The organism is Flavonifractor sp. An92 (assembly GCF_002159175.1).
Classification (GTDB): Bacteria; Bacillota; Clostridia; order Oscillospirales; family Oscillospiraceae; genus Pseudoflavonifractor_A.
The window spans coordinates 90,396-113,193 of record NZ_NFGZ01000007.1 but is presented as its reverse complement, the minus strand read 5'-3'; the positions used below and the strand labels follow the sequence as shown (position 1 = coordinate 113,193).

23 protein-coding genes are annotated in these 22,798 nt (G+C 65.8%); 16 read left to right on the top strand and 7 right to left on the bottom strand.

Annotated features, from left to right (window positions below; translation table 11 throughout):
- Nucleotides 1-35: 35 nt before the first annotated feature.
- Both B5G43_RS07035 and B5G43_RS07030 read left to right on the top strand, forming a co-directional pair.
- Entirely contained in the window at nt 36-1,931 is a 1,896-nt protein-coding gene (locus B5G43_RS07035) for a copper amine oxidase N-terminal domain-containing protein (protein ID WP_087259767.1), read from the top strand.
- A gap of 167 nt (nt 1,932-2,098) precedes the next feature.
- Nucleotides 2,099-4,657 carry an SEL1-like repeat protein gene (locus B5G43_RS07030; RefSeq protein WP_087259766.1) on the top strand — a complete coding sequence of 853 codons (2,559 nt, stop codon included), beginning with the start codon at nt 2,099-2,101 and terminating at the stop codon, nt 4,655-4,657.
- A 1-nt stretch (nt 4,658) separates the two neighbouring features.
- Here B5G43_RS07030 and B5G43_RS07025 read toward each other — a convergent pair whose 3' ends face one another.
- A complete protein-coding gene (locus B5G43_RS07025; protein ID WP_087259765.1) occupies nt 4,659-5,429 on the bottom strand; it encodes a hypothetical protein in 771 nt (256 codons plus the stop codon).
- Nucleotides 5,430-5,544: 115 nt separating this feature from the next.
- Between B5G43_RS07025 and B5G43_RS07020 the strand changes: the two genes are divergently transcribed.
- From B5G43_RS07020 to B5G43_RS06990, 8 genes are all read left to right on the top strand, one after another.
- Entirely contained in the window at nt 5,545-6,057 is a 513-nt protein-coding gene (locus tag B5G43_RS07020; protein WP_242960493.1) for a YqeG family HAD IIIA-type phosphatase, read from the top strand.
- A complete protein-coding gene (locus tag B5G43_RS07015) occupies nt 6,054-6,905 on the top strand; it encodes a TIM barrel protein (protein ID WP_087259764.1) in 852 nt (283 codons plus the stop codon). Before B5G43_RS07020 ends, B5G43_RS07015 begins: the two co-directional genes overlap by 4 nt.
- Before the next feature lie 19 nt (nt 6,906-6,924).
- Entirely contained in the window at nt 6,925-7,989 is a 1,065-nt protein-coding gene (locus tag B5G43_RS07010) for an aminopeptidase P family protein (protein WP_087259763.1), read from the top strand.
- Between the two features lie 99 nt (nt 7,990-8,088).
- On the top strand, nt 8,089-8,658 hold the full coding sequence (efp, locus tag B5G43_RS07005; protein WP_087259762.1) for an elongation factor P: 570 nt from the start codon (nt 8,089-8,091) through the stop codon (nt 8,656-8,658).
- A 193-nt stretch (nt 8,659-8,851) separates the two neighbouring features.
- A complete protein-coding gene (locus B5G43_RS07000; protein ID WP_087259761.1) occupies nt 8,852-9,319 on the top strand; it encodes a CD1247 N-terminal domain-containing protein in 468 nt (155 codons plus the stop codon).
- A gap of 75 nt (nt 9,320-9,394) precedes the next feature.
- A complete protein-coding gene (gene feoB / locus B5G43_RS06995; RefSeq protein WP_087259760.1) occupies nt 9,395-11,848 on the top strand; it encodes a ferrous iron transport protein B in 2,454 nt (817 codons plus the stop codon).
- A gap of 12 nt (nt 11,849-11,860) precedes the next feature.
- On the top strand, nt 11,861-12,007 hold the full coding sequence (locus B5G43_RS17310) for a hypothetical protein (RefSeq protein ID WP_158097380.1): 147 nt from the start codon (nt 11,861-11,863) through the stop codon (nt 12,005-12,007).
- A gap of 41 nt (nt 12,008-12,048) precedes the next feature.
- The gene (locus B5G43_RS06990) at nt 12,049-12,888 is read left to right on the top strand and encodes a glycosyltransferase family 8 protein (protein ID WP_087259759.1); all 840 of its coding nucleotides are present in this window, start codon (nt 12,049-12,051) and stop codon (nt 12,886-12,888) included.
- A gap of 49 nt (nt 12,889-12,937) precedes the next feature.
- On the opposite strand, the gene B5G43_RS06985 is transcribed toward B5G43_RS06990, so the two are convergent.
- The 3 genes from B5G43_RS06985 to B5G43_RS06975 form a co-directional block, all read right to left on the bottom strand.
- Nucleotides 12,938-14,110, bottom strand: a complete 1,173-nt coding sequence (locus tag B5G43_RS06985; protein WP_087259758.1) for a GGDEF domain-containing protein — start codon at nt 14,108-14,110, stop codon at nt 12,938-12,940.
- 445 nt (nt 14,111-14,555) lie between these two features.
- Nucleotides 14,556-14,981: a flavodoxin gene (locus tag B5G43_RS06980; protein ID WP_087259757.1), complete on the bottom strand. Its 426-nt coding sequence runs from the start codon at nt 14,979-14,981 to the stop codon at nt 14,556-14,558.
- Between the two features lie 28 nt (nt 14,982-15,009).
- Complete coding sequence (locus B5G43_RS06975; protein ID WP_087259756.1) at nt 15,010-15,594, bottom strand: DUF3793 family protein; 585 nt, start codon at nt 15,592-15,594, stop codon at nt 15,010-15,012.
- Between the two features lie 282 nt (nt 15,595-15,876).
- Here B5G43_RS06975 and rpmE point away from each other — a divergent pair, with 282 nt between their 5' ends.
- From rpmE to B5G43_RS06955, 4 genes are all read left to right on the top strand, one after another.
- Complete coding sequence (rpmE, locus tag B5G43_RS06970) at nt 15,877-16,080, top strand: 50S ribosomal protein L31 (RefSeq protein WP_087259755.1); 204 nt, start codon at nt 15,877-15,879, stop codon at nt 16,078-16,080.
- 132 nt (nt 16,081-16,212) lie between these two features.
- Nucleotides 16,213-17,502: a GTPase HflX gene (hflX, locus tag B5G43_RS06965; RefSeq protein ID WP_087259754.1), complete on the top strand. Its 1,290-nt coding sequence runs from the start codon at nt 16,213-16,215 to the stop codon at nt 17,500-17,502.
- A gap of 1 nt (nt 17,503) precedes the next feature.
- Entirely contained in the window at nt 17,504-18,043 is a 540-nt protein-coding gene (locus tag B5G43_RS06960) for a GNAT family N-acetyltransferase (protein ID WP_087259753.1), read from the top strand.
- Nucleotides 18,044-18,053: 10 nt separating this feature from the next.
- A complete protein-coding gene (locus B5G43_RS06955) occupies nt 18,054-18,716 on the top strand; it encodes a YigZ family protein (protein WP_087259752.1) in 663 nt (220 codons plus the stop codon).
- A gap of 53 nt (nt 18,717-18,769) precedes the next feature.
- Here the strand turns inward: B5G43_RS06955 and B5G43_RS06950 are convergent, their stop codons facing one another.
- From B5G43_RS06950 to B5G43_RS06940, 3 genes are read right to left on the bottom strand one after another with little or no spacing between them, the layout of a single operon-like run.
- Nucleotides 18,770-19,486 carry a metallophosphoesterase gene (locus B5G43_RS06950; protein WP_087259751.1) on the bottom strand — a complete coding sequence of 239 codons (717 nt, stop codon included), beginning with the start codon at nt 19,484-19,486 and terminating at the stop codon, nt 18,770-18,772.
- An 18-nt stretch (nt 19,487-19,504) separates the two neighbouring features.
- Nucleotides 19,505-20,848, bottom strand: a complete 1,344-nt coding sequence (locus B5G43_RS06945; protein ID WP_140397523.1) for a permease prefix domain 1-containing protein — start codon at nt 20,846-20,848, stop codon at nt 19,505-19,507.
- Nucleotides 20,838-21,179, bottom strand: a complete 342-nt coding sequence (locus B5G43_RS06940; RefSeq protein ID WP_087259749.1) for a PadR family transcriptional regulator — start codon at nt 21,177-21,179, stop codon at nt 20,838-20,840. Before B5G43_RS06940 ends, B5G43_RS06945 begins: the two co-directional genes overlap by 11 nt.
- A 229-nt stretch (nt 21,180-21,408) precedes the next feature.
- On the opposite strand from B5G43_RS06940, the gene B5G43_RS06935 reads away from it, so the two are divergent.
- Together B5G43_RS06935 and B5G43_RS06930 are read left to right on the top strand one after the other, a co-directional pair.
- On the top strand, nt 21,409-22,017 hold the full coding sequence (locus B5G43_RS06935) for a hypothetical protein (protein ID WP_087259748.1): 609 nt from the start codon (nt 21,409-21,411) through the stop codon (nt 22,015-22,017).
- 14 nt (nt 22,018-22,031) lie between these two features.
- Nucleotides 22,032-22,778 carry an acyl-ACP thioesterase domain-containing protein gene (locus B5G43_RS06930; protein WP_087259747.1) on the top strand — a complete coding sequence of 249 codons (747 nt, stop codon included), beginning with the start codon at nt 22,032-22,034 and terminating at the stop codon, nt 22,776-22,778.
- Nucleotides 22,779-22,798 lie beyond the last annotated feature (20 nt).

Here is a 22,798-nt window from a genome sequence, read left to right as displayed (position 1 = left end):
ACCGGTCCCACAGTCCGCCGGAAAAGGAGGTTTTTATGAAACGGTTCCTGTCCATCATTACCGCCCTGTGTCTGGCATTGGCCTTGGCTGTGCCCGCTCTGGCGGTGGGCAGCGTGGAGGTGCGCCTTCAGGACGCGCCGGTCTGGCTGGGCATCCAGGACAGCGGCAACGGCTCGGTCCTGGTCTGCTCCACCGACCAGGGCAAGACCTGGAGCGCGACCACGGGTGACGTCTACCCGTTCAGCACCTTCCAGTACACCGGGCGGGATTATGTGTGCTTTGCCCCCGGTTCGTCGGCCTACACTTCGTCCGACGGCGTCCACTGGTCCCGGATGCCCGGCCGGGACTGGCTCCAGGAGACGGTGCGCTTTGATCCCACCTTCAATAGCCACCTGTGTACCCGGGAGATTGAGCTCCTCTGGACCGGCAGCGAGTACATGATGCGCCAGAAGCTTCTGGAGGACCCCCGGGACGTGGTGCCCCACTACGGCGACGGCCAGCGCAACCACATGGTCACCTTCCTGGACGAGAATTACGAGATCATCGGCGTAAAAACCTTTGACGGACAGGTGGACGCCATCGGCTATGAGAACGGCACCTACTCCGCCACCGTGGCCGGCCAGACCTATACCTTCACCAAGGCCGACTGGGATCTGGGCCAGGGCCTGGGCGACCACTACGCCGTGGGCAGCGCCGGCGTGCTGCGCAAGGTGGAGGTGGACGACCCCAACGGCGGCGGGGTGATGGCCCGCTTTGACTTCTCGGTGGACGGCCGGTCCTGGGTGACCGTGGAGAACACCCCCTGGACCACCTCGCCGGAGATGGTGCAGATCCTGCCCTCCAGCGGCGGGGACTTCTTCGTGTGCAACACCTACTCCGGTGAGATCTACACGTCCTCCGACGGCTTCACCTGGACCACCCACACCCCCGTCACCGGCACCTGGCACAGCATCGAGGGGGTGGGTTCTCCCATGCGGGCCGATTACGGCTTCCGGCTGGCGGGCGTGGGCTATCTGGTGTGGCAGAACGTGTTCAGCACCGGCGGCATGTACGGCGTCGGGGGCAACACCCAGGGGCCCCGGAACAACGTGCTGACCCTGGTGGACTGGGACTGGAACGAGATCTGGTCCTATGACTTCGGCGCTCGAGTTCTCTCTGCCGCGCTGGTCCACGACACCTGGTACGCTCTGGTCCAGGGCGAAGAGGGGCCGGTGGTCTGGGCTCTGGAGGACTACGACGACACCATTCCTCTCGAAAATTGGGCTCCCACCGAGCTTGCTGCCATCCCTATGGAAAATTCGGACATTATTGACCCCCGCTTTGAGGTGCGGGCCGGCCACCTGTGGGCCAATTTCGACGCGGACCCGGCCTACTGGGTGGACTGTGGAGAGTATGCCCTCCCTGAGGGCAGTCAGCTGTGGGTCCACAGTCTGATTTACCGCTGGAACGACCTCTACGGCGAAACCGTGGGCATCGTGGTGGAGGCGGTGGACCAGACCGGCGCGGTGCAGTACGGCACCGGCCGGGTGCTGGACGTGGCGGAGTATGAGCAGACCTTCTCCAACACTTTCCCCACGCCCCGGTACTATGTGACCCTGGACGGGGCCTACATCTCCTTCGACACCATGCCCATCGCCCGGAATGACCGCATTCTGGTGCCCCTGCGCGGCATCGCCGAGGCTCTGGACTTCACCGTCACCTGGGACCAGACCACCAACCGGGCGGTGTGCACCAAGGGTGACACCCGTATCGAGGTGGAGATCGGCACCGCCAACGCCTGGGTGGACGGCGAGGCCAAGCCCCAGGACGTCTCCTCCCTAGCCTATCAGGACCGCACCTATGTGCCTCTGCGGTTCTTCTCCGAGAGCTTCGGGCTGGATGTGAACTGGAACGCCGAGGCAAACACCGCCCAGCTGACCACCCCCGCATAAGAATAGAACGTGCCCGGCCCCCACACTGTGGGGGCCGGGCGTTTTTCTGGGCTCAAAGTTTCCAATGCCTTTCTTGCCACCAGGGAAAAAGCGTGTTACAATAATTAAATCATGAATTTTACGGCCTGCCGCCCTTCGGCGGGCCCCGAAGGAGGATGGAGGGAGCCATGATCTATCGCTGCACCAATCCGGACTGCCCCTGTGTGATCGAGCAGGAGACGCGGCCCGCGTGCTGTCCGGAATGTGGCCGGACCATGGCGCCCGTGGAGGAGGAGGCCCTGGACGGCCAGCAGTGGGTGGCCCTGGGGTCTTTTTGGGCCGAGCGGGGCGAGAGCGGCGGGGCGCGGGCCCTGACCTGTTTCCGCCGCGCGGCGGCGCTGGGCAATGTGCCGGGCATCAGCAATCTGGGCTGGTGCATGGAAAACGGCGTGGGCACCGAGGCCGACCCACGGCAGGCGGTGTGGCTCTACCGGCAGGCCGCCGAGCTGGGTTACCCGCCCGCCCAGTGCAATCTGGGCTGGTGCCTTCAGAAGGGCATCGGCGGCGTGACCGACCCGGTCCAGGCGGCCCAGTGGTATGAGAAGGCCGCCGGGGAGGGCTATCCCCGGGCCCAGCTGCTGCTGTCTTACAGCTTCCACGACGGCGTGGGCGTGGAGGCCGACCCGGTGCGCTCCCTCCAGTGGCTCAAGGCCGCCGCCTTCCAGGGGGACCCGGCGGGACAGGTGGAGCTGGCCCGGCGCTTCGTCCTGGGGGACGGGGTGGAGCGCAGCGAGGAGCTGGCCTTCCACTGGTACCAGAAGGCGGCCGAGCAGGGCTATCCCCCCGCCCTTTACTACCTGGGCTACTGCTACGACACCGGCCTGGGCGTGGAGCGGGACGCGGCCCAGATGGCCCTCTGGTACCGCCGGGCCGCCGAGGCCGGCGACATCCGGGCCCTGCGGGAGCTGGGGCTGTGCTACGAGCTGGGCGAGGGCGTGGAGCAGGACTGGGGCATGGCCGCCGAGCTCTACCGCAACGCCGCCGAGGCGGGGGACGACGCCGCCCAGTGCAATCTGGCCTGGTGCTACGAGTTCGGCCTGGGCGTGGAGCAGGACCCGGCCCAGGCGGTGGCCTGGTACCGCCGCTCCGCCGACCAGGGCAACCCCCGGGCGCTGACCAACCTGGGCGTGTGCCTGGAGAAGGGGAACGGCCTTCCCGCCGACCCCGACGGGGCCATGGACTGCTACCGCCGGGCGGCAGAGCAGAACTACGGCCGGGCCCAGTGCTATCTGGGCATCAACTCCTATTTCGGCCTGTGCAACTGCACCAAGGATGAGGAAACCGCCCTCCGGTGGTTCCTGCTGGCGGAGGAGAACGGCTATCCCGAGGGGGCCTACTGGCAGGGCCTGTGCCGCTGGAGCGGCCGGGGCGCGCCGGAAGACCGGAAGGCGGCGGTGGAATGCTTCCACCGGGCCGCCTCCGCCGGGGTGAGCCGGGCCGGGTTCTATCTGGGTCTGGCGGCGGAGCGGGGCTGGGGCGCGGAGCGGGAGCCTGCCCAGGCCGTCCGCTGGTACCGCTGGGCCGCCGAGGAGGGGGACGCCCCCTCCCAGTACAACCTGGGCTGGCTCTACGCCCGGGGCGAAGGGGTGGAGCGGGACGACAAGACCGCCGTGGAGTGGTTCCGCAAGGCCGCCGACAACGGAGACGCCGACGCCATGTGCGGCCTGGGGCTCTTCTATGAGCAGGGCCGGGGCGTGGAACAGGACCTGACCCAGGCCGCGGAGTGGTACCGGAAGGGCGCGGACAACGGGGACACCGACGCCATGTGCAATCTGGGCTGGCTCTACGCCCAGGGCCAGGGCGTGGAGCGGGACCTGGTGCAGGCGGTGAGCTGGTACTGGAAGGCCGCCCAGCTGGACCACGCCCGCGCCCAGTACAACCTGAGCCTCTGCATGGCCCGGGGCGAGGGGGTGGAGGCCAACCAGACCGCCGCCCTCCTGTGGCTGGAAAAGGCCGCCGGGCAGGACTATCCGCCCGCCCTGTGTACCCTGGGCTACCGCTATGAGAACGGCGACGGAGTGGACCGGGACTACGGCAAGGCGGCGGAGTACTACCGGAAGGCCGCCGACCTGGGCAGCGCCACCGGCATGTGCAACCTGGCCTGGTGCTGCGAGCGGGGCCTGGGGATGGAGCGGGACTACACCGCCGCCGCCGAGTGGTACCGGAAGGCTGCCGCTCTGGGCAGCGTCCAGGGCCTGAACAACCTGGGGGAGCTCTACCGCCGGGGCCTGGGGGTGGCGCAGGACTACGCCGCCGCCCTGCGGCTCTACCGCAAGGCCGCCCGGCAGAACGACGACACCGCCCTCTACAATCTGGGCGAGTGCTACGAGCTGGGCCAGGGCGTGGAGCCCGACCTGAAAAAGGCCTTCTCCTACTACCGCCGCTCGGCCAAGCTGGGTTACAGCGGGGCGCTGTGCGCCCTGGGGCGGTTCTACGAGGAGGGCATCCAGGTGCCCTCCAACCTGAGCAAGGCCCTGCAATACTACCAGGCCTCCGCCGACCAGGAGGACGCCGAGGGGATGTACCGTCTGGCTCTGTGCTACGCCGAGGGCAAGGCCGTGACCGCCGACCGGAAGGAGGCCATCCGCCTGTGCCGCTCCGCCATGGCCAGCGAGGATCTGGAGATCCAGAACGATCAGAAGCTCCGGGAGGATCTGCAAAACCTGCTGGAGCGGCTGGAAAAGTAAATCACCCCAGCAGCTCGCCCAGCAGGTCCGAGACCTGGGGATAGGAGAGCACCGCCTGGTGGATGCCCATCCGCCGGGCCAGATCCAATTTTTTGCGCAGGGAGTCCGCGTCGTCGAAGAGGACGAAGTGGGCTCCCGTTTTGCCGCCCATGTAGGTGAAGTAGCGGGCGCACAGCTCGTGGGAGAAGAACACCGACGGGCGCTCCCGCTCCAGAAGCTCCGCCAGCTCCCCGCGGGAGAGGGGCGTGCCCTCCCCGGAGGGGGAGGGGAGGGTGAAGTCCATGGCTACCCGCTCCACCCGCAGCACCAGCCGCTCGGGGCCGAAGCGCTCCGCCGCCTCCTCCAGCCGGGCCTGGAGGGACCCGCCAGACAGGGCCGAGGAGAGGAGCACCCGGGCCTTGCCCGGCCCGGCGCAGGCCTCGGGCACATAGAGGGTCCAGCCCTGGCGGGCGAGCAGAGGCTCCAGGGCGGCCAGGACCCCGCCCATCAGGCCGCCCGGCCGGGCGCCCAGGGCCAGCACCCCCTGAAAGCCCCGGGCGGAGCACTCCCGCAGCACTTCCCGGCAGAAGGGCTCCGCCGTGCCGGCGAAGGGGGCCTCCCGGCAGTCCATGGCCATCCGGCCGCCCCGGGGAGCCACCGGCGCCTCGGTGCGGTAGAGGTGAGGGCCGCCCCCCACCCGGTAGGCCAGATGGGCGGCGGAGAGCCCCGCGGCCTGGACGGCGCGCAGGTGCTCGGGCGGGGTGAGAAAGATGAGTTCCGGTATGCTGGGCATGGTGAGACCCCCTTGTTCCCGGGCGGAGGCGATGCTATAATGTTGCCTGCCGGACCGGGACGCGTGTTTTTTCCAGTCTATGCGCGCCGGACCGGGGACAGAATCAAATGAGGTGATGACCCTGAAGTTCCCCCTGTTGGCGGACCGGACCTTCCGCTCCATTTTTGATATTGAACCCTCCGCCCTCGCGGCGGCGGGGATCCGCCTGCTGCTGGCCGACCTGGACAACACCCTGGTGCCCTACGGCGTGCCCGAGCCTGACGAGGCCGTCCGCGCCTGGGAGCGGGCGCTGAAGGCGGAAGGGGTGAAGCTGTTCATCCTCTCCAACAACCGCAAGAGCGACCGGGCCAAGCGCTTTGCCGAGGCTTTGGGCGTGCCCTTCATCGGCCACGCCGGGAAGCCCAAGACCCCGTCCTTTTACCGGGCCATGGAGGAGATGGGCTGCACGCCGGCTCAGACCGCCATCGTGGGCGACCAGATCTTTACCGATATTTTGGGCGGCCGCCGGGCCGGGGTGACCACCCTTCTGGTGGAGCCCATCCGCCTGGCGGGCAATCCCGGGCGCTACCTCCGCTACGGAGTGGAGTGGCCCTTCCGCGCCCTGACGAAAAGGAGAAACCAAGCATGAGCGCCACCTTCGGACCGGCGGGCAACGCCGATTCCTTTCCCTATAAATCCTCCGCCGACGCCCCCAAGTGGCTCAGTTCCCTGGGCCTGGACCGCTACGAGTACCAGTGCGGCAAGGGTGTCAACATCAAGGAGGACACCGCCCGGAAGCTGGGGGCCAACGCGGCAGCGGCGGGGATTTCCCTGTCCCTCCACGCCCCCTACTTCATCAATCTCGCCAATCCCGATCCCGAGAGCCTTCAAAAGACCATCGGCTACATCACCGCGGCCTGTCAGGCGGCGGACTGGATGGGAGCTGGCCGGGTGGTCATCCACTCCGGGGCGCTCATGAAGCGCACCCGCCGGGAGGCCCTGGACATCGCCCTGCGCTCCATGGAGGCGGTGGTGACCGCCTGTGACGCCGCCGGGTATGGCCACATCGCCCTGTGCCCCGAGACCATGGGGAAGATCAACCAGCTGGGGGACCTGGAGGAGGTGCTGGAGCTGTGCCAGGTAGACCCGCGCCTGGTGCCCTGCGTGGACTTCGGCCACCTCTACGCCCGCTCCCTTGGAGAGCTGGAGGGGCGGAAGGCCAGCGCGGACATGCTGGACCGCATCGCCGCAGCCCTGGGCGAGGAGCGGGCCAGGTCCTTCCACAGCCATTTTTCCAAGATCCAGTTCACCCCCAACGGGGGCGAGAAGATGCACCTGACCTTTGACCAGAGCGACTTCGGGCCTGACCCGGTGCCGCTGATGGAGGAGGTGGCCAGCCGCGGCTGGAGCCCGTCCTTCATCTGCGAGAGCGCAGGCACCCAGGCCGAGGATGCTCTGACGATGAAAAAACTGTACCAGGCCGCCCTGGACGGATGAGAAGAGAGGAGAATGACCGATGAACCATCTGAAGCAAATCGCCTCCAAGCTGGAGGAGCACGGGCTGGACGGCATGCTGCTCACCAGTGAGCCCGGCGAGTTCTACGGCGTGGGCTTCCACGGCGAGGGCGCCGTGGTGGTGGGCAAGACCGCGTGCCGCTATTTCACCGACTCCCGCTACATCGAGGCCGCCGGTGAGCTGGTCACCGGCGCAGACATCACCATGACCACCCGGGAGATGAACCAGCGCACCCTGGTGAAGCAGGCGGTGGAGGAGCTGGGCATCCGGTGCCTGGGCATCGAGGAGGAGTACCTCACCCTGGCTCAGTTCCGGGCCTATGAGGAGCTGCTGCCCTGCGAGCTGGTCCCCGCCCAGAAGCTGGTGGGGGAGCTCCGGGCCGTGAAGGACGAGGAGGAGCTGGCGCGGATGGAGAAGGCCCAGGCCATTACCGACGCGGCCTTTGAGGCCATCGTGAAGTTCATCCGGCCGGGCATGACCGAGCTGGAGATCGCCGCCCGGCTCCAGTACGAGATGCTGACCCGGGGTGCGGAGAAGATGTCCTTCGACCCCATCGTGGCCTCCGGGCCCAACGGCAGCAAGCCCCACGCCGTCCCCAGCGAGCGGAAGGTGCAGACCGGGGAGTTCATCACCATGGACTTCGGCTGCAAGGTGGGGGGCTATTGCTCCGACATGACCCGCACCGTGGCCCTGGGCGAGCCTACGGAGGAGATGAAGAAGGTGTACGCCGTGGTGCTGGAGGCCCAGAAGGCGGGCATCGCCGCCGCCCGGGCGGGGCGCACCGGCCGGGAGGTGGACGGCGCGGCCCGGAAGGTCATCGAGGACGCCGGGTACGGCGACTGCTTCGGCCACAGCTTCGGCCACAGCCTGGGCATCGAGATCCACGAGTCGCCCAACGCCGCGCCGGGGTATGACCGGCCCCTTCCGGCGGGCGCGGTGATCTCCGCCGAGCCGGGCATTTACCTGCCCGGGCGCTTCGGCGTGCGCATCGAGGACGTGATCCGGCTCACCCCGGAGGGGTGTCTGGACCTGACCGCTTCGCCCAAAGATCTTCTGATTCTTTAAAAAGAGGGAGACCCCCTTGCAAAGAGCGGAATAATGGGGTAAAATAGCATAGCTATATTCTTGAAGAATTGAAATACCATATTTGGAGGATGAGTACCCATGCCTACTATTTCTGCCAGTGATTTTCGCAACGGCGTGACCTTTGAGATGGACGGTCAGGTCATGCAGGTCGTGGAGTTCCAGCACGTCAAGCCCGGTAAGGGCGCCGCTTTTGTGCGCACCAAGATGAAGAACGTCATCACCGGCGGCGTGACCGAGACCTCTTTCAACCCCACCGCCAAGTTCGAGCAGGCCTATGTGGAGCGCAAGGACATGGAGTACAGCTACAACGACGGCGATCTGTACTACTTCATGGACCCCGAGACCTACGATCTGGTGCCCATCGGCGCTGAGCTGCTGGGCGACAACTTCCGCTTCGTGAAGGAGAACATGGTCTGCAAGATCAACTCCTACAAGGGCAAGATCTTCGCCGTGGAGCCCCCCACCTTCGTGGAGCTGGAGGTCACCGAGACCGATCCCGGCTTCCGTGGCGACACCGCGACCAACGTGACCAAGCCCGCCACCCTGGAGACCGGCACTGAGATCAAGGTGCCCCTGTTCATCAACCCCGGCGACAAGATCAAGATCGACACCCGTACCGGCGAGTACCTGGAGCGCTGTAAGGGCTAAAAATCGTCTAGGGGGTATCCCATACCCCCTAGATACAAAGAGGCCGCGCCGCAGGCGGCACAGCCCCTTTGATACCCCCGGTTTCGCGCCCCGTGGCGCGGGTCGAGGTGTTTTTGGGTGAAGTGAATCCACCCAAAAACGGATGGATACGCCTGGCCCTTCGCGGCCGCAAGGAAAAAAGGAGATTCAATCCATGACGATTTCGGAAAAGGTTGCATACCTGAAGGGTCTGGCCGAGGGCCTGGACATCGACACCAGCAAGTCCAAGGAGGGCAAGCTCATCTCCGTGATGATCGGCATCCTGGAGGAGATCGGCCTGTCCCTGGAGGACCTGGAGGAGAACAACGTGGCGCTGGGCGAGGAGATCGACGCGATCTCTGACGATCTGGCCGACGTGGAGAAGGTCGTGTTCGACGACGAGGACGAGGACGACGACGACGAGTGCTGCTGCGGCGACGAGGACGACGACTTCTTTGAGGTCGAGTGCCCCAACTGCGGCGAGGATCTGGTCATCGACGACGACGTGCTGGAGTCCGGCGTGGTGCAGTGCCCCAACTGCAAGGAGAAGTTCGCGCTGGAGCTGTCCGACGACTGCTGCTGCGGCGAGGACGATGAGGACGGCTGCACCTGCGGCTGCCACCACGACCACGACGAGGAATAATCGGTTCAAACACATAAGGGCGCGCTTTGGGGGCAACCCCGGCGCGCCCTTTTGCCGCAAAGAGATGAGTGAGAAATGGAATCAAACAAGACCAAAACGGAACAGAAGCAGGGGACGCTGGAGGCCCTGAAGCCCGGTGAGCGGGGCGTCATCCTGCGCGTGGGCAACGAGCGGGGCCCGGTGAAGCGCCGCCTGGTGGACATGGGCCTCACCCCCGGAACCGAGGTGATGGTGCGCAAGATCGCCCCCTTCGGCGACCCCATCGAGGTGAACCTCCGGGGCTATGAGCTCTCCCTCCGGCGGGAGGACGCCCGGCAGATCACCATGGCCACCGGTGAGGAGGCGAAGGCCGCCAGTCTCATCCGGCGCAAGCGCTCCGGCATGGTGCAGCACATCCCCGACGAGGAGACCCTCCGCCGGATGAGCGCCGACCACGCCCACGAGGCCGCCGAGCACGGCGGCGAGCCCGACTACGCCAGCCACGACACCCGGGAGATGAAGCTGGCCCTGGTGGGCAACCCCAACTGCGGAAAAACCACCCTCTTCAACGCCCTCACCGGGTCCAACCAGTATGTGGGCAACTGGCCCGGCGTCACCGTGGAGAAGAAGGAGGGCAAGGCCAGCGTGGACGGAAAGCCCGTCACCGTGGTGGACCTGCCCGGCATCTACTCCCTGTCCCCCTACTCCATGGAGGAGATCGTGGCCCGGGACTTCATCGTGGGGGAGCGCCCCGACGCCATCATCGACATCATCGACGCCACCAACATCGAGCGCAACCTCTACCTCACCGCCCAGCTCCTGGAGCTGGAGCGGCCCATGGTGATCGCCCTGAACTTCATGGACGAGGTGGAGAAGCACGGCGACAAGATCGATGTGGACGCCCTCTCCCGCGCCCTGGGTGTGCCGGTCATCCCCATCACCGCCCGGACCGGGCAGAACATCCAGAAGCTGCTGGAGGTGGCCCACAAACAGATGCACGTGGGCGTCACGGTGGAGCCGGATGACCTCTACGACGACTTCACCCACCAGATCCACCACAAGATGGGCGAACTCATCCACGACAAGGCCTATGCCGTGTCCATCCCCGCCCACTGGGCCTCCATCAAGCTCATCGAGGGCGACGCCCTGGTGGAGAAGGCCCTGGGCCTGAGCGAGGACGAGCAGAAAAAGGTGGAGTCCATCTGCCAGGAGTACGAGGGCGCCTATGTGCTGGGCGACCGGGAGACCCTCATTGCCGACAGCCGCTACCGCTATATCCAGAGCGTGGTGACCTGCGCGGTGAAGAAAGGACAGGCCGGGGAACACCTGACCCTGTCCGACAAGATTGACAGCATCGTGACCAACCGCTTCCTGGCGGTGCCGGTGTTCCTGCTGATGATGCTGGCCATGTTCGCCATTACCTTTGGCCCCGGCCAGATCCTGGCCGACGGGGTGGACACCCTCATCAGCGGCGTCTTTGCCGGCTGGGTGCGGAGCGTGCTCCAGGCCACCCAGGTGGCCCCGTGGGTGGAGTCCCTGCTGGTGGACGGCATCATCACCGGCGTGGGCGGCGTGCTGACCTTCCTGCCCCAGATCGCCATTCTGTTCCTCTTCCTGTCCTTCCTGGAGGACTCGGGCTACATGGCCCGGGCGGCCTTCATCATGGACCGGCTGCTCCGGCGCTTTGGCCTGAGCGGAAAAGCCTTCATCCCCATGCTGATGGGCTTCGGCTGCACCGTGCCCGCCGTTATGGGCGCCCGTACCATGGAGAATGAGAAGGACCGGCGCATGACCATCATGCTGGTGCCCTTCATGTCCTGCTCGGCCCGGCTGCCGGTGTACGGCCTGATGACCGCCGCGTTCTTCCCCCGCAGCGGGGGACTGGTGGTCTTTTCCCTGTACATCCTGGGTCTGCTGTTCGCCATCGGCTCCGGCATTATCCTGAAAAAGCTGGTGTTCAAGGGCGAGCCCGCCGCCTTCGTGCTGGAGCTGCCGCCCTACCGCCTGCCCACCGGGAAGAATATGGCCCTCCACGTGTGGGAGAAGGTCCGCGGCTTCCTGGTGAAGGCGGGCACCCTGATCCTGGCCATGAGCGTGCTGCTGTGGTTCCTGAAGTCCTTCGGCTGGGACGGCGGTGTGGTGATGGTGGAGGATACCTCCCGGTCCTTCCTGGGCGCGGTGGGCAGCTTCATCGCCCCGGTCTTTACCCCCATGGGCTTCGGCACCTGGCAGGCCGCTGTGGCTCTGCTCACCGGCCTGGTGGCCAAGGAGATGGTGGTCTCCTCCATGAGCCTCTTCTACGGCGTGTCGGTCACCGCCAGCGGCGCCACCATCGCCGCCGCCCTGTCCGGCACCTTCGCCTCCCCGGCGGCGGCCTATGCCTTCCTGGTGTTCGTGCTGCTCTACGTGCCCTGCGTGGCCGCCGTTTCCACCATCTACCGGGAGATGAACAGCCTGAAGTGGACTCTGGCCTCCATCGCGTGGCAGCTGTGCGCCGCCTTCCTGGGCTCTTTCCTGGCCTATCAGGTGGTGTCCCTGCTGCTGCGTTAAGGGAGGAGAAAGATGGATATCCTGATTTACGGGGCCGTAGCCGTACTGGTTGTGTGGTCGGTGTGGTATGTGGCCCGGCACATCCTCCGGCAGCTCCGTGGCAAGGGCTGTGACGGCAACTGTGCCTCCTGCGGCTGCGGCTGCAAGAAACGGAAGTGACCCCGGGCGTTGGAGAGGCCGGCGGCGGAAGGAGGATTCGGATGGAACCCATCCACTTGCTCATGACCCTGGACGAACACTATGTGCCTCAGCTGCAGGTGCTGCTCACCTCGCTGCACATCAATAATCCGGGGGAAGCATTCCAGCTCTGGCTCATGCACCGGGGACTGCCCCCGGCGGCGCTGGAGGCCATCAAAGCCCAGTGCGGGCGCTACGGCTACGGGGTTTCCCCGGTGGAGGTGGACGGCAGTCTCTTCGCCGGGGCTCCCGTCACCCGGCAGTACCCCCAGGAAATGTACTATCGCCTGCTGGCCCCCCACCTGCTGCCGGAGAGCCTGGAGCGGGTGCTGTACCTGGACCCGGACATCCTGGTCATCAACCCCCTGCGCCCCCTGTGGGAGCTGGATCTGGCGGGGCATCTCTTCGCTGCGGCGGCCCACACCGGGCACACCGAGCTGGCCAACAACGTCAACCGGGTGCGCCTGGGCACCCGGCACGACTACTACAACTCCGGCGTCCTGCTCATGGACCTGAAGGCGGGACGGGACCATATCGTGCCGTCGGAGGTATTTCAGTATGCCGCTGACCACGCCAAGGAGCTGCTGCTCCCCGATCAGGACATGCTCAACGCCCTCTACGGCGAGCAGGTGCTGGAGCTGAGCGATGCGGTGTGGAACTACGACGCCCGCAACTACAACACCTACTACCTGCGCAGCGGCGGGACCTGTGACCTGGACTGGGTCATGTCCCACACCGCCATTCTCCACTTCTGCGGCAAGTCCAAGCCCTGGAAGCGGGGATATGCCCACCGCTTCGGCCTGCTCTACAAGCACTACCGGAGCCTGACCTGGCGGGAGGGCTTCCGCTACGGCGTGAAATAAGCAAAAACCGGCCGCACCCATTTGGAACGGGTGCGGCCGGTTTTTGTATTCAGGTCGCCGGGACGCGGGCGCGGCGGCGGTCGTAGGCGCGGCTGGAATAGCGGCGGCGCTTCTCCTCGTACATTCTGGCGTCCATGCGGCGCAGGAAGGAGTCCTGGTCGTCCTGGAGGGGGTCGAAGAAGGTCTCGCCCATGGAGAGGGAGAGCTCATAGGGCAGGCAGCACTCCCGGCTGCAGGCGGCGGCCCGGAGCCGGATGCCGTCCATGAGGGCATGGAGCTCCTGCTCATCCTTCACCACCGCCAGCACGATGAACTCGTCTCCGCCGTACCGGGCGGCAATGGCCCGCGGGGGGAGGGCCTCCGTCAGCACGCGGCCCACCAGACGCAGCGCGGCGTCCCCCTCGGAGTGGCCGTGGGTGTCGTTGATCTCCTTGAAGGAGTTCAGATCCATCATCAGGCCCGCCAGACGCCCGTCTGCGGGGGGACGGTGGGCCATGGAGCAGAGGTAGCGGGTGAGGTAGTCCCGGTTGTAGAGCTGGGTGAGGGAGTCCACCAGGGAGGCCTCGTTCTGGAGGTTGATGTACAGGGAGGTGACCCCCAGGGCCACCGAGACCCAGATGAGGGTGACGCCGTAGAAGAAGAACTGCAGGAGGCTCCCCAGAAAGATGGGAGCCAGAAAGACCACCACCGGGAAGAAGAGGCACTTGCCCACCTTCCGCCGCAGGCGGATGACCATGATGGCCCCGGCGATGAGATACCCGTAGGTCACCAGATAGGTCACCAGCACCAGCGGGGTGCGGCGGTAGAGGTTCTCCGGGGTGACGGTGAAAAAGATGTCGAAAAACAGGTTGGCCGCCGCCATCAGCGCCACGATCAGATCGGGGATGGCCACCAGGGGATAGAGGCGGCGCAGGCGCTCCACCTCCCCGAAGAGTTTATAATCCACATACACCGTCCAGAGGAAGGCGAAGAGACAGTTGCCGATAAAGAGGAGAGCGTTGAGCAGCCGGATCAGGAAATGGGCCCCCTGGAAGAGCAGACCGTCCAGACAAAAGGTGGCGATCTCCACCAGGCACAGGCCCAGGGTGAGCAGACACATGGTATAGAAGAGTTTCTCATCCAGAAAAACGCTGCGGACGTCCTTTCGGTTGCTGAAGATGAGCATCAGCATCAGCGCCGAGCCAAGTCCGTTGGCAATGAGGATCGCCGGAAGGTTGGTCATGAACAATGCCCCCTGAAGAGTACAACATCAGAATACTGGAATGCCCACGCGGGGGGAAATCATGCAGGCAGCGGCCTGAGTCGGGTCCCATTATAGCATAAGGGCGGCAAAACAAAAGAGAAAGTTACACGAAGTTCGAAACTTTGTAAGGAATGATAAAAAATAATACCATAGCAGGGGCCGGTTCCCGATATCTGGAACAATTGGGAACGGCGATACAGCGAAAAACCCTCCGGTGTTGCGGTCACCGGAGGGCCTTTCGCTGCATTTGCGCTGCTTTTGGAGAAAAGAGATGTGAGTGAAGTAGAAGGAGGATGCGCGGAACGGGCGAACCGAAGCCCCAAGGCTCGCCCGCTCCGGGCATCCCACTTCCGGAGGAAAGTGGGATGGGGAGAAGCCTGTTTCCAGGCAGGCTGCGGGAAAGGTCAGAGAGAGGGGAAGAAAATCAGGACTGGGCCAGAGCCTGTCCCAGGGCCTGGCAGGCGGCCAGGGCGTCGGCATCGGGTACCTCGTGGGCCATCAGGCCGTCCTGGCACAGGAGGGCGCCGGCGTTTTCGGCCCGCTCCTGCCAGTCGCGCATCCACTGGCCGTCGCCCCAGCCGTAGGAGCCGAAGAGGGCCAGCTTCTTGCCGCCCAGCTTGGGCTCCAGGTCGGTGAAGAAGGGCTCAAACTCGCCCTCCTCCAGCACCTCGGCCCCCATGGCGGGGCAGCCCAGGGCCAGGGCGTCATAGCCCGCGGCCTTGGCGGCGTCCACCTCGGACACCTGGAAGAGGTCTACGCCGGCCCCGGCGCTCTTGGCGCCCTCGGCCACCGCGGCGGCCATGGCCTCGGTGTTGCCCGAGCCAGTCCAATAGATCACTGCGATTTGCATGGTAGAAAACTCCTTTCTGTCAAGGGCGTCACGCCGCCATCGGCACGGCGCCCAGAAGCTGCAAGAGGGTGCGGCCCTCCGCCAGGCCCTGACACAGAGCCGCCCGGCTCTCGTCAAAGCGGCGGAAGCACCGTTTGGCGTAGTCCACGTCGCCGTAGACCTTCCAGTGGCCGCTGAGCTTGGCGCACTCGCCGCCCAGGGCGCAGAAGCCCACCACATCGGCCAGGGGATAGCCCAGAAAGAGGCCGATCTCGTGGGGGAAGTCCCCGCCGCCGTTCAGCCGCCGGCGCAGCACCTCCAGGCAGGCATCCAGGCCCTGCGAGACCGGATAGCCCAGGCCCGCGAGATACCGGGCGGCGTGGCGCTCTTTCAGGCGGCTGTCCAGGAAGGCCGGCCGGTACACCAGCAGCAGCACCCGGCTGCGGCACTGGCACAGGGGGGTGAACGCCAGGCCCTTAGCGCTCAGGCGGGCGTTGTAGGCCTCCAGCAGTCCGGACAGGCCGGGGAACTCCGCCGCCGGCAGGGAGACCAGATTGGCGGGGGCCAGTGCGGTCAGCGCCGGGGCGCAGTGGAGGGCCAGAGCCTGTTCAAATGCGGCGGCCTGTGCACACATAGGGATACTCCTTTCGAAGTTAGTCAAAGCTAACTGATGACGTTTAAAAATGGGAGGATAACCTCCGGTGTTTTGCGGTTAGCTTCAACTAACCTGTGCGCTTAGGATAGCACAGACGCCCCGCTTTTGTCAACCCCTTTTTGCGCGGAGCGGGAAATTTTTCGTCCTTTTGAATCAAAAGAAAAAAACGCAAAAAAACAGTTGCATTTTTTCCAACTTCGTGCTAATATAACAGTTGCGTTTATGACGACAAGTCCCCTGGGAGAAAGAGGTGAACACACAATGAAGGAAGGCATCCATCCCAACTACGAACAGACCACCATTAAATGTGCCTGTGGTAATGTGATCGAAACCGGGTCTACCAAGAAGGACATTAAGGTTGAAGTTTGCTCCAAGTGTCACCCCTTCTTCACCGGCAAGCAGAAGATGGTGGATACTGGCGGACGCGTCAGCCGCTTCAACAAGAAGTTCGGTCTGGACAAGTAATTGTGCCACAAAAAACCCGTACCGGTTTCGGTACGGGTTTTCTGCATGTCTGGGAGAGAACAGACCCGGGCAGAGTACAAGATACAAAGACCCCCGGGGCCTCCGCGGCCGATCCCGGGGCACGGAGGTAATATGATCGAACAGAAGAAAATGTGTATCAACCGGGCAGTGCTGGTGGGGCTCAACGCCTTCTGCCTGGGGCGGGAGGAGAACGCCACCGAGGCCACCATGGAGGAGCTGGAGGATCTGCTGAAAACCGCCGGAGGCGAGGCGGTGGGCATGGTGCTCCAGAATAAGGACACCCCCGACCCCCGCACCTTCATCGGCGAGGGCAAGGTGGAGGAGGTCCGGGAGCTGGTGGAGAACGGCGGGGCCGACATGGTCATCTTCGATAACAGCCTTTCTCCCTCCCAGCAGCGGGTGCTCTCCGAGACCCTGAAGGTGACCGTGCTGGACCGCTCGGCCCTGATCCTGGACATCTTTGCCCAGCGGGCCCGCACCCGGGAGGGCCGCCTCCAGGTGGAGCTGGCCCAGTACCAGTACCTGCTCCCCCGGCTGACCGGCATGTGGACCCACCTGGAGCGGCAGGAGGGCGCCATCGGCACCCGCGGCCCCGGCGAGACCCAGCTGGAGACCGACCGGCGGCACATCCACCGGAAGATCGCCAAGCTCAAGGAGGAGCTGGAGCAGGTCCGCCGGGTGCGGGGCGTCCAGCGGGAGCGGCGCATCAAGAACGAGGTGCCGGTGGTGGCCCTGGTAGGCTACACCAACGCGGGCAAGTCCACGCTGCTCAACCGCCTCACCGGCGCGGACATCCCGGCCAATGACCGCCTCTTCGACACCCTGGACACCACCACCCGCACCCTGGAGATCTCGGACACCTGCACCGTCCTCATCTCCGACACGGTTGGATTCATCCGCAAGCTTCCCCACCACCTGGTGGAGGCCTTCAAGGCCACCCTGGAGGAGCTGAGCTACGCCGACCTCCTCCTCCACGTCATCGACTCCTCCAACCCCGAGTGGCGGGAGCAGGCCGAGGTGGTGGAGAAGCTCATCCACGAGCTGGGGGCCAGTCAGACCCCCCGCATCGACGTGTTCAATAAGTCCGACCGCTACACCGGAGAATTGCTGCCCCACGGGGCGGACCGGGTGATCCTGTCGGCCAAGACCGGCCGGGGGGTGGACGAGCTGCTGCAGGCCATCGGCCAGCGCCTGGACACCGGCGCCCACCGGGTGGTGCTCCACCTGCCCTACGACCAGGGCGGCATGCTGGAACAGCTCTACCGGGACGCCAAGGTGGAGAGCGTGGAGTACGCCGAGAGCATCGTGGTCACCGCCGTCCTCACCCCCATCCTGCTGGGGCGGCTGAAGGACTATATCGTGGAGGGCTGGACGCCCCCCAAGGAGCCCTGGGAGGACTGAGATGGAACTGTATACCAAGCGCCTGCTGCTGCGGCCCTTCACCGAGGACGACGCGGAGGACGTGTACGCCTACGCCCAGGACCCACGGGTGGGCCCCGCCGCCGGCTGGACGCCCCACCGGAGCGTGGAGGAGAGCCGGGAGATCATCCGCACCGTTTTTTCCGAGCCCGGCGTGTTCGCCGTGGTGGAGAAGGAGAGCGGGAAGGTGATCGGCTCGGCGGGCTTCACCGGCCGCCACCGGAAGGAGCTGCCCGGTCCCGACGACGAGATCGGCTACTCCCTGAGCCCCGCCTACTGGGGCCGGGGCCTCATCCCCGAGGCGGTGGAGGAGCTGCTGCGCTACGGCTTCGAGGATCTGGGTTTAAAGACCATCTGGTGCGACCACTACGACGGCAACCAGAAGTCCAAGCGGGTCATCCGCAAGTGCGGCTTCCCCTTCCGCTTCCTGCGGATGCAGAAGGTGCCCACCCTGAATAACGAGATCCGCCTGGCCCTGTGTTATGCCCTGACCCGGGAAGAGTGGAAGAAAAGAGAAAGCTGAGGGACGGCTCATGACGGAATATTTCATCCCCACCGCCTCCTCCGAGACGGAGTTTACCGAAAAACGCTCCCGCTTCATCGGCCACGTCTGGCGGGTGGAGAGCGAGGAGGAGGCCCGCGCCCACATTGAGGAAATGAAGAAGCGCTACCACGACGCCCGGCACAACTGCTGGTGCTACCTCATCCGGGAGGGCGGCATCGTCCGCTACTCCGACGACGGGGAGCCCCAGGGCACCGCGGGACAGCCCATGCTGGGGGTGTTCCAGAAGGAGGAGATCACCAACGTCTGCTGTGTGGTGACCCGGTACTTCGGCGGGGTGCTGCTGGGGGCGGGAGGTCTGGTACGGGCCTACACCCGCTCGGCCAAGGACGCCCTGGACGCTGCCGGTATCTCGGTGGTGCGCCGCTGGGCCGAGGTGGCGGTGCCCTGTCCCTACGCCCTCTTCGAGCGGATGAAGCTGGAGGTGGAGAGCGCGGGCGGCATGCTGGGGGAGACCGAGTACGGCGCCGATGTGACCATCCACGCCCTGCTCCCCGAGGGAGCGGTGGAGGACTTCACCGCCCGGGTCACCGAGCTCACCGCCGGCGGGTGTGCTGCCCAGGTGGTGGGGGAGGCCTTCCGGGACGTGCCCTGGAAAGCGCCCTCCGCCGGGAGCGCAGAGGAATCCCTGTAAACGAAACAGCCCCGCCTGTGGTTCCGCGCGGAACCGCAGGCGGGGCTGTTGATTTAGGGAAACGGGATGACTTCCTCAAAGAGGAAGTGCAGGCGGTCCACCGTCTTGGAGGTGTGGTAGTGCCCGCAGTACCAGCTCTGGTACCGGAGGCGGTATTCCAGGGAGCCCAGCCACATCTCGGTGCTTTTGTCCACGCTCCGCTGGTCGATGGAGGGGAGGAACACCTCGGTGGGCTCGTAGCAGATGGGGCAGGTGTGGCTGAACACCACGTCCGCCTGCCAGTCCCGGTCCTCCAGGACCCCTTCCACCCGGGTCTTTACGGCGTCGTCGGGCTGTTCGTCGGGCCACCAGCCCAGGCCCAGGGCCAGGCGGTAGTCCTTGTCCACGCTGTACGCGCCGCCCACCGCCAGACAGGAGCGGCCCGCCAGGTCGTACACCGCCCCGTCCACGGCGAAGAGCAGGTTGCGGAAGGGCTCCTCCACCCACACCGCGCCGCCCCGCCAGAGCTTCTGTTCATAGCCCAGCTCCGGGGAGGGACGCTGCTCGTGGTTACCGTGGATGCACAGGAGGGTGATGGGGAGGGCGTCCAGCTCCCATTTCAGGGCCTGGTCCCGGGCGGGGCCGTAGTAGTTGATCCCCGCGTCCCCCAGGATGACCAGTACGTCCTTCCGGGTGGTGTGCTCCCGGCGGCACAGCTCCTCGATGCGGCCGAAGCAGCGGTGGGTGTCACCGGTGAGAAAGATACGGCCAAGTTCCGGTGTAACTGACATGAAAATGCCTCCTTTCCGTCAAAAGGGCTCTTCTTCCTCATCTTCCGGGCAGAGGAGGGACTCCAGCAAGTGGGGAAAGAGCTGGGGCAGGGGGAGGGAGGGACCGTCCCGCTGGAGGGGGTCCATGCGAAAGACCGACAGCAGCAGCCCCAGCAGGGTGAAGTCCACCACCATGGAGGTGGGGCCGTAGGAGAAGAAGGGGAGGGGCAGCGCCGACCCGAAGGGGAAGAGGGCGGCGTTCTGGAGCCAGCAGGCCCCGGCCTGGAAGAAGAGGGGGAGGAAGAGGCTGAGGGCCAGGAGCTTTCCCGTGGTGCTGCGGAGTTTCCAAATCCGCCACAGGCACAGCCCGGCAAAGAGCAGGATGCCCGCCAGGGCCGCCAGCATCACCGGACGGCCCAGCTGGGCGCTGAGGGTGAGGAGAGTGTAGCCCGGGTCCTGATAGAGGAAGGAGGCGTTATACACCTCCGCCGCCTCGGCGCTGCCCTCCCACAGGAGGTTCCGGATGAGCAGCGTCTGCCAGCCGTAGCCATTGGGGTCCAGCTCCGGGTGGAAAAAGTAGCGCATGCGGTCGGAAGAGGCCAGAAACTGGACGGCCCAGGCGGTACACAGGGCGGTGGGGGCCCACAGGCTCACCAGCCCCACCCAGGGCTTTCCGCGGAACCAGCCCGCCATCACCGCCGCCGAGGCGGTGAGCAGCATGGTCCCACCCAGAAAGAGGGCGGTGGTGAAGCTGGGGACCAGTGCGGCGGGGGCGGTCAGGAGGAACATCAGCGGCGTGAGCGCGCACAGGCACCCGCCGTGCATCCCCCGCAGGGCCAGCAGCACCAGGGCAAAGAGCAGGGGGAGGAACAGGCTGGGGTAGAGCAGCCACATGGGGGCTGCGCCGGTGGAGAGCCGGGGGGCGGCGTAGTTCAGCGCCATCAGCAGGAAGGGGAGCGCCACTGCCAGGGGAATGGCCCACTTGCCCATCCGGCGGGCCAGCGTCCCCAGGTCCACCAGTCGTAGCAGGGCCATGGCCGCCAGCCCGAGCAGCAGTCCCGCCCAGTAGCGCAGGGGGGAGCCGCCGGTGAGGGCGGGGATCAGGGCGGCCCCGGCCAGGCTCACCGCCAGGGCAAAGACCGCCGGAGCCAGGGAGCGGGCGGGGCGGTGGAGGGCGTTGAGCTCGTCCCCCACCGGCTCCGGGTCCCCCATGTCGGCCACGGCCCGGCGCTCCGCCTCCTCGGGCGGGACGCCCGCGGCCTCCAGCGCGGCGCGCTGGTCCTCCAGGTGGCCGGAGAGCTCTTTTAGAAGATAAGTACGGGCCCGGGGCCAGCGGATGCGCGCCCCCACCCGGTCCAGATAGTCCGCCATCTCACGCGCCACAGAGGACACCCCCCTCCAGTACGCCTTCCACCGCGGCGGCATAGTTCTTCCATTGGGTCCGCTGTTCGCCCAGCGCCTTCCGCCCGTCGTCGGTGATGCGGTAGTACCGCCGCACCCGGCCGCCGGGGGCCTCCTCGTCGTAGGCCATGACCCAGCCCTGGCGCTCCAGGGTGTGGAGGAGGGGGTACAGGGTCCCCGCCTTCAAATCAAAGACGTGGTTGGAGCGGTTTCGCAAGGTCTCGATCATCTCGTATCCGTACCGGTCCTGCTCGGACAGGAGAGAGAGCAGCAGCATCCCCAGCCCGCCCGGGGCGGAGCGTTCCTTCGGCATTGAGAGCCCACCTTTCATAGATAGATTATCTACACATCATTATAGATAGATGGTCTATCTATGTCAAGAGAAAATCCGGGTCTTACAAAGACTGCGCCCGGATCGGGCCGGAATTCGTGGAAAGCGGCTCTGGTCAAATGGCCTGAAGTTGAGTATAATAAAGGATACAGCCCCGCGGACACGCCTCCGCAGGCCGTCCCCCTTTGGGGAGAAAAGGAGTTTTCACGACATGGCGGAAGAACTGAGAACCATTGCCTATATCTGTCCGGACTGCCGGCAGAGCGTCATCGTCCAGCGCAGCGTCTTTCAGCTGGCCGCCGCCCCCAACACCCTGCCCTGCCCCTGCGGCAAGTCGGCGCTGAAGGTGGAGCTGATGGGGGACTGGGTGAAGCTGGAGGTGCCCTGCGCCTACTGCGGCGAGAGCCACACCGTCAGCTGCCGCACCCACGACTTCCTCCACCGGAAGGGCCTGGCCTTCTCCTGCCAGAAGTCCGGCCTGGACTGCTGCTACGCCGGAGACGAGGACACGGTCTACGCCGCCGTGCGCCGCCTGGAGGAGGCCATGGACAAGCTGGAGACCGAGGGCCCCCAGCGGGGGAGCTTCCTGGATGAGGTGGTCATGCGGGAGGTGCTGGAGGAGCTGCGGGACATCGCCCAGCGGGGCGGGATCTCCTGCTCCTGCGGGTCCAAGGAGTGGAAAATGGCCATCCATTACAGCTCCGTGGATCTGATCTGCGCCCAGTGCGGCGGGGACCTGCGCATCCCGGCCGCCACCCAGAGCGACCTGGCCGACCTCTGCTGCAAGCAGACCCTGCGCCTCCACGGGACGCGGGGTTGAGAGGGGGCCTATGCGTGTACTTTGAGTATCCATACACCGTGAGCGTCCGGGACACCGACCCCTTCGGCCACTGTCGTCCCTCGGCGCTGCTGGCCATGTTCCAGGAGGCCGCCACGGAGGCGGCGCTGGACCTCCACGTCTCCCGGGAGGAGATGTTGGAGCAGCACAACGCTTTCTGGATGCTGGCCCGCATGTGGTACCGGCTGGACCGGCCCCTCCACTGGAATGAGAGCTTCACCGTCCGCACCTGGCACCGGGGCGGCAAGGGCGCGTCCATGTACCGGGATTTCGACCTCTTTGAGGGGGAGACGCGGGTGGGCGAGGCGGTCTCCACCTGGGTCCTGGCCGACGCCGACACCCACAAGCCCCTGCGGCTGTCCCGCCTGCCCGAGTTTCAGGGCACGTCGGGGGAGGGCCTTTGTAAGGACAAACTCCTGACCAAGGTGCGCCTGCCGGAGGGGATGACCCTGGCGGAGGAGCGGCTGCTCCATTACAGCGACGCCGACATCAACCGCCATGTGAACAACTGCAAATACGCCGATTTCGCCTGCGACGCCCTCCATCTGGAGACGCTGGGGGAGGGGAAGTTCGTCTCCTCCCTCCAGGTGGGCTTTCTGGCCGAGTGCCGCCCCGGGGAGACCCTGGAGCTCTACACCGGCCAGGCCGACGGCGTGTGCTACGTCCACGGCACCGACGCCGGGGGAAAGAGCCGCTTTGACGCGGCTCTCACCCTGGAGCCGTGGGCGGAAAGCCGCTCTTGACAAGGAGCGGAAGGGATAGT